The sequence below is a fragment of the Eisenbergiella sp. OF01-20 genome, assembly GCF_003478085.1.
Lineage (GTDB): Bacteria > Bacillota > Clostridia > Lachnospirales > Lachnospiraceae > Eisenbergiella.
In genome coordinates, this window is the sequence record NZ_QUES01000072.1 from 1 (window position 1) to 6,600 (window position 6,600).

Below are 6,600 nucleotides of genomic sequence, written 5' to 3' on the forward strand. Positions count from 1 at the left end.
AGGCCGCACAGGGAAGCAGGGCCGGGGGACGCCAAACTTTTTTATCTACACCCGTGCACTTTTCTTCCTGTTGACAAATTTCCGATGCCGGTTTATACTTTCATCAAATACTTATATAAGTTTATTACAAAAGTTGCAAGGAGAATGATAGCATGGATTCCTTAACTGCCAGACCTAATCTTTTAAAACAGGCCAATCTGTCCCTGATACGCAGGGTCATTAAAACAAACGGTTCCGCCACCAGGGCCGAAATCGCCTTGGAAACGAGGATCAGTTCCACCACGGTGCGCTCCCTTCTTTCCGAAATGCTGGAGAACGGAGAAATTGAGGGCATCGGCCTGGATGAGTCCAGCGGGGGGCGGAAAGCACAACGCTACCGCCTGAATCCGGAACGCTACCATGGCGCCGCCTTCTGCCTCCTGGATGACCGGGTGATTTTTCTGCTGGTCAATATGTGCGGGGAAATCGTGGAAAAAAAAGAGCTGGAGACGGTAGGCGAAAATTACCGGCAGCCGCTGCTTTCCTGCCTGGATGAACTGATCCGGGAAAAAGAAATCAAATCCATCGGCCTCGGCGTTCCAGGTATTGTGGAAAAAGGATGCTACTGGAGGAAAAGCCGGGAGGACGGCAAACTCTATAAATCGGATATCGGCGATTTCCTGGCGGAACGATATCATATTCCCGTCATCATGGAAAACGATCTGAATGCCACCGCAATCGGCTTCGGCCGCTGCTATGCCAAAGAATTTCCCGATGAGAACCCGGAAGATACCAATATGGCCTTTCTGCATTTTGAGAAAAGCTGCATCAGCGCCGGATTCATCAGCGGCGGGCGGATTATCCGCGGCTGCAATAACTTTGCAGGAGAGCTTGGCCTTCTGCCGGCAGACGGCGATCATCTGCTGGATGACTATCTGACGGAAACAATGAATGATACCGAATATGTCAATCATCTGATTAAAATCATCGGCTGGGTATGCGGCATCCTGAATCCCGCTTACGTAGCCCTTGGCGGCCCGGATCTGCGCCCGGACTGCATCGGCGCCGTCAGCGACGGCCTTTCCGCACTGCTGCCCAGACAAATGGCTGCGGAGATCCTTTATTCCCCGGATGTATGGCACGATTATTACGACGGTCTGGCTTTCCTGACAGCCGGCCGGATGTTTGAAGAAATACAGTTTATCAAGGAATAACTCCTGCGCTCACAGGTCAGGCGTGACCGCTCATCCGGGCGGGCGTTACTTTCCTCACGGGCATTCTGCCGGCATGTACGGATGCATCTGCCTCCGTGCATGTCATATAGCCAAAACAGAAGAAGCCGCCCGACATTCCTTTCAAGTTGACTTTCCCGTAAAAAATAAGTACACTGGTTACATATGTAAATGCTGCGGGAGGAATGTATGGCTGATTCCAATATAACTAAAAACGCTCTTGCTTCTTCCTTAAAATCCCTGATGGAGCAGAAGCCCTTCGGTAAAATCAATGTAAATGACATCTGTGAAGGCTGCGGTATGAACCGGAAAAGCTTTTACTACCACTTCAAAGATAAATATGACCTGGTAAACTGGATTTTCTACACCGAATTTGTTTCCCATATCCATGTGGACCGCTACGACAACGGCTGGGATCTGCTGGTGGATGTCTGCCGGTATTTTGAAAGCGAAAGAAGCTTTTACCGCTGTGCACTGGCTATCAAAGGGCAGAATTCCTTCCAGGACTATTTTCTTGAAATCATTAAGCCTCTGGTCCCCCTGTTTCTTTCCGACAGCTTTGAAAGCAACGAGGATCAGCAGTTTTTACTGGATTTCTTCTATGACGGGTTGATTTCCGCCCTTCTGCGCTGGCTCTCTGGGGAAAATGAAACCACTGCCGAAGAATTTACGGGCCATCTGAAATGCGTCCTCCTTCTGTTTGCAGAAGAAATTTTCAGCAAACTTGGGAACGAGGCCGCTCCTCCTACGGACTGAACAGGGTTCTTTCTCCGGTTTGGGTATGGCGGCGCCATACCCAAACCGGAGAAAGAACCCTGAACTGCTACCTGTGTTTTCCTTTTTTATCCATTTCCTGTTCCCACAGCCTGTCCGCTATGGGAGCCCATTGCGCCGCATATGCTTCGCACTTTCCGCAGAGATGTCCGGCGCTCTCCGGACACTGCAGATCCGTGGATTTCGCCCCGGTCCCGGCAACCATTTCCCGGAGAATCTCCGGATTTTCCAGCATGGGACAAGGCCGCAGAAGGTTGTCATGAAACGGCTGCCCTTCCCGGTATGCCATGAACAGCGGCTGCTGCAGCGCCTCCAGCAGGGATACCTCCCTGATATTGGCCCCGGAATAGTGGATGAATACACAAGGCTCCACATCACCATTGGGATTGATATGGCAATAGTTCCTGCCGCCCGCAATACAGCCGCCAACAAACTGTCCGTCATTCTGGAAATCAAAGGCGAACAGGGGTTTTCCTCCCTCCAGCGCCCGGATTTCGCGTATGCGGTGAAACATATATTCCCTCTGTTCCATGGTAGGCATTAATTCCGGCGCCGCGTCATTCCCCACCGGCATATAATGGAAATACCAGGCATACCGGCAGCCTTTTTCTATGATCATATCCAGGAATTCATCGCTGGTGACCGCTTCCACATTATTTCTTGTATAACAGACAGAGGTTCCGAATACCAGTCCGTGGGCTTTCAGCCGATCCATGGCTTCCATCACCCGTTCAAAACAGCCGTCCCCCCGTCTTCCGTCGTTGGCGTTTTCAAAACCTTCCAGGCTGATGGACAGCGACAGGTTCCCCACCCGTCTCATTTCTTCACAGAAAGCATCGTCTACCAGGGTTCCGTTGGTAAAGGCGTGGAATTCACAGTCATTGTGCTTCTCACACAGCCGGATGATATCGTCTTTTCTCACAAGAGGCTCCCCTCCCGTATACATATACAGATAGATGCCCAGCTCCTTCCCCTGGGTTATGATACCATCCAGCTCGTCATAGCTTAAATTCAGCCGGTTCCCGTATTCCGCCGCCCAGCAGCCCGTACAGTGCAGGTTGCATGCGCTTGTGGGATCCACCAGCAGCAGCCAGGGGATATTACAGTTATGTATCTTTCTCATCTGGTTAATCCGTTTCGTCCCGTAAAAAAACGCTTCAAACCCCAGATTCAGCGCCGTCATCTTCACAACATGAGGATCCACCTCCTGCAGAATCCGATCCGCATATTTCATCCATTTTCCGTCCGGATCCCTGACCAGTTCCCTGGCCCGCTCATAATCCTCTTTCCTGAATTTGCAGCCTCCCATAAATTTTTCCGCCAAATCAATCAGCTGCAGGAAGCTTTCTTCCCGATCCTTCTTTACATGTTTTAAAGCCCCGTCAATAGCAATACGGAAAGCTTTCCGTTCCGCCTGGTGTGTAAAATCCATACGTTCCTCCGTTCCGCGGCTCATGCAGGCCGCCTGCCTGTTTCCTGTATCCCTGTTACCTGCCAGTTTAACTACGGAAGCGTTCCCTGTCATTGGACACTCTTTTCCCGGTGTCCCTATTTTGGACAAATTTTGAAAATGTCACATTTTGGGACAACCTGCGGAAAATGTCTCTTTCCGTTGCAAAACAGGACGGGTATGATACAATGAATGGTAGAAGAAGCTGTGCAAATCTGACTGATAGGAAGTGATGTCACTGAAACCGGAAAAGTTCACCCGTTATCTCATAGAAGCCGCGGTAAACCGCGGTATTAAGGAAATGCAGGAGGATCCCAAGAGGAGCGTCCGAAAGCTTGCCGATTTGGGCAGACAGTTCGCCCGGGGCCGTTTCCAGAAAAATTTTTTTGCGCTTTCCCAGACTCTTCTTCTGGATGGCAACAGCCCTTACTATTCCCTTCTTTCCCGGCTGACGGAAGAGATCGACCATGAGACGCTCAAAAAATTCGGCGTCAATATCGGATATACCAGCTGGACCTACGGAGCGGAGCTTATCCGTGCCTACGAAAGGGAGCATGGGCTTGCGGTTCCCTGGAGCCTCTTTATCCATTATCATCCGGAAGGAGCCTTCTGTCTTTCCCGGCTGGAAGCGCTGATTCAGGAAGGACGCCGCCTGGGCATCTATACGTATTGTCTGTGTCTGGAAGCTGTCCCGGAGGACTGGCAGGGGCTTATCTCTCTGTTCCGCCGGTACGATAACAGTGCTTTTCTGATCTTCCTCCCGGACGAAGAACTGCAGGAAGAGCAGGCCCTCCTGCTTTCCCAGTGCCGCAATCTGCTGCTTTCCGCAGAAATTGCCCCCAGCTACCGGAAGAATATCAGCCTTCTCAGGCAGAACAAATGCCTGGCTGCCAACCACTATTACTATTCGGACAGCGGCAGAGAAGAACTGCAGCTGCGTCTGAAAGACTGCGAATCCCCTTTGCTTTTCTTTCTCCCGCAGAAGGATACGCCTCCTTCTGCTCGGGAACGGCTGGCCGAATCCGTCTACCAGATACGATATCATCCCGAACATCCGGTTTTTCCCATAGAGCTTTTTGCGGATTATAAAAGGATCGACTATATAATATCGGGCAGGTCCTGTTTTCTGGAAATCGATTCTGAAGGCAGGATTCCCCTTCCCGGCGGCGCTTCGTTCTGCATAACACAGGCCGGTTTTTCCCTTTCCCGGCTTCTTCAGGCGGCAGCCCCGGCGGTTTCCTGTGAAGCCCTCTGCTGAAAAAAGCGCCGTCCTCCCGAAAAAAACAGCCATACCCCATTCCCGGCTTTCTGTGCCGCTGCATGGGGTATGGCTGTTTTTTGTCTGTCGTGGTATACGATTGCTTTTAATTAATTCCTGTTATCGCAAATCCGTTATCCCTTCCGGTATCCTTCTGGAATATAATGTTGGGCTTTCCTTCTTCCGCTCCCAGCACATACTTCCCGCCGTCCAGCTCCTTCAGTTCAAACAGGTTGGTGCCAAGCACCGCCTTTACCCGTTCCCCGGACAGGATATCGGATGCCGGTATCTCAAGAAAGTCTCCGCCGTTTTCCACCTCCATGTCCTTATCTCCCAAATTCACATACAGGGGATAACCGGCCAGTTCAGAGAGTGCATTGATATCCCTGTATTTACAGGCGAACATCACATCCGCCGCAAAGGATAAGGCTTCCCTGTCAGCCGCGGGCTTCCTGTCACTGTCCGTCACACGGGAGGCCACGCCTTCCTTACAGGTTACGGTAACCGCCTGCCCCAAAAGAATGCCGTCCGTCGTGTCCACCACATCCTCCGTTTCCGGGAAACTCACCGCATACATGTTTCCATCCGCCGTATCGATCACCATGCTGTTCATCGCCGCGTCCACCACAATACCGTCATAGGTACCGGTAGGCGCCATCCCGATTTCCTCCGCTTCCCAATCAAAAGAAACGCTTTCCTGAGTACTGCTTTCTTCCTGCGTACTTTCCGCCCCGCTGCTCTCCGGCGGCGTACTCTCTTCTTCGATCAGGATATCCGTCTCCGTGATATGCATCGAAGTCTCATCCGTATCCTTCCCGCATGCGGAAAGCAGCAGGCCGCAGGCTAAGATACCTGCTGTAAACACTGCGCTCCCGGTTCTTCTGTTCCATCTGAAACTGCTTTTTTTCATACTGCCCATCTCCTTTTTCCGTCATTCGTCCTTTAAAATCAGGGCGACCGGACAATGATCCGAACCGAAAACATCCTTATAAATCACGGCATCCTCCAGCCGGTCCTTCAGTTGGGAGGATACCAGAAAATAATCAATCCGCCATCCTGCATTCTTTTCCCTCGCATGGAAACGATAGGACCACCAGGAATAGGCGTCTTTTAAATCCGGGTAAAAATACCGGAACGTATCTAGGAAGCCATTCTCCAGAAGCACGGAAAATTTCTCCCGCTCCTCATCCGTAAATCCCGCATTTTTACGGTTGGTCTTTGGGTTCTTCAGATCGATTTCCTTATGGGCCACATTCAGATCCCCGCAGAAAATCACCGGCTTTTTTTCTTCCAGCTTCTTCAGGTATTTCAGGAATTCCTCTTCCCAGATCATCCGGTAATCCAGCCTCGCCAGCCCATCCTGGGCATTGGGGGTATATACCGTCACCATATAAAAGTCCGGAAACTCCAGGGTGATCACCCGGCCTTCCTGATCGTGTTCCTCGATCCCTATCCCGTAAGCCACCGACAAAGGCTCCCTCCGGGTAAAAACAGCCGTGCCGGAATACCCCTTTTTCACCGCGTAATTCCAGTACTGGCAGTAGCCCGGCAGTTCCAGGGAAATCTGGCCTTCCTGCAGCTTGCTCTCCTGGATACAGAAAATATCCGCATCCGTTTCCTCAAAAAAATCCATAAACCCTTTGCCCATACAGGCTCTCAGGCCGTTAACATTCCACGATACCAGTTTCATATCCGTCCTCCTTTTCGAAACATTCGTCTTTTTGGGTGTAGATAAAAAAATCCGGCGCCACCTGCCCCTGCTTCCCTGTGGGGCCTGCTGCCCTGCAAGGTTCCTTCCAGGGGACGCTTCCGCTCGGATAATCACGCAGCGGTACTAAGGCGGCAAAGGACGCCGCCTAAGGACCGGCGTGCTTATAACGCCCCTTCCAGGAATCCTTGCAGGGCAG

At 51.4% G+C, this 6,600-nt stretch carries 6 protein-coding genes; 3 read left to right on the top strand and 3 right to left on the bottom strand.

What is annotated here, in order from left to right; all coding sequences use genetic code 11:
• The first annotated feature begins 152 nt into the window (after nucleotides 1–152).
• Together DXA36_RS32230 and DXA36_RS32235 are read left to right on the top strand one after the other, a co-directional pair.
• Nucleotides 153–1,193 (top strand): ROK family transcriptional regulator, encoded by a 1,041-nt coding sequence (locus tag DXA36_RS32230; RefSeq protein WP_118683597.1) that lies wholly within the window; start codon nucleotides 153–155, stop codon nucleotides 1,191–1,193.
• A 207-nt stretch (nucleotides 1,194–1,400) separates the two neighbouring features.
• The gene (locus DXA36_RS32235; RefSeq protein ID WP_118683598.1) at nucleotides 1,401–1,967 is read left to right on the top strand and encodes a TetR/AcrR family transcriptional regulator C-terminal domain-containing protein; all 567 of its coding nucleotides are present in this window, start codon (nucleotides 1,401–1,403) and stop codon (nucleotides 1,965–1,967) included.
• 67 nt (nucleotides 1,968–2,034) lie between these two features.
• On the opposite strand, the gene DXA36_RS32240 is transcribed toward DXA36_RS32235, so the two are convergent.
• On the bottom strand, nucleotides 2,035–3,417 hold the full coding sequence (locus DXA36_RS32240; protein WP_118683602.1) for a radical SAM protein: 1,383 nt from the start codon (nucleotides 3,415–3,417) through the stop codon (nucleotides 2,035–2,037).
• Nucleotides 3,418–3,667: 250 nt separating this feature from the next.
• Here DXA36_RS32240 and DXA36_RS32245 point away from each other — a divergent pair, with 250 nt between their 5' ends.
• On the top strand, nucleotides 3,668–4,693 hold the full coding sequence (locus tag DXA36_RS32245; protein ID WP_118683599.1) for a hypothetical protein: 1,026 nt from the start codon (nucleotides 3,668–3,670) through the stop codon (nucleotides 4,691–4,693).
• 106 nt (nucleotides 4,694–4,799) lie between these two features.
• Here the strand turns inward: DXA36_RS32245 and DXA36_RS32250 are convergent, their stop codons facing one another.
• Nucleotides 4,800–5,603 carry a hypothetical protein gene (locus DXA36_RS32250; RefSeq protein ID WP_147366674.1) on the bottom strand — a complete coding sequence of 268 codons (804 nt, stop codon included), beginning with the start codon at nucleotides 5,601–5,603 and terminating at the stop codon, nucleotides 4,800–4,802.
• 21 nt (nucleotides 5,604–5,624) lie between these two features.
• Nucleotides 5,625–6,383: an exodeoxyribonuclease III gene (locus tag DXA36_RS32255; protein ID WP_118683601.1), complete on the bottom strand. Its 759-nt coding sequence runs from the start codon at nucleotides 6,381–6,383 to the stop codon at nucleotides 5,625–5,627.
• Between the last annotated feature and the right edge of the window lie 217 nt (nucleotides 6,384–6,600).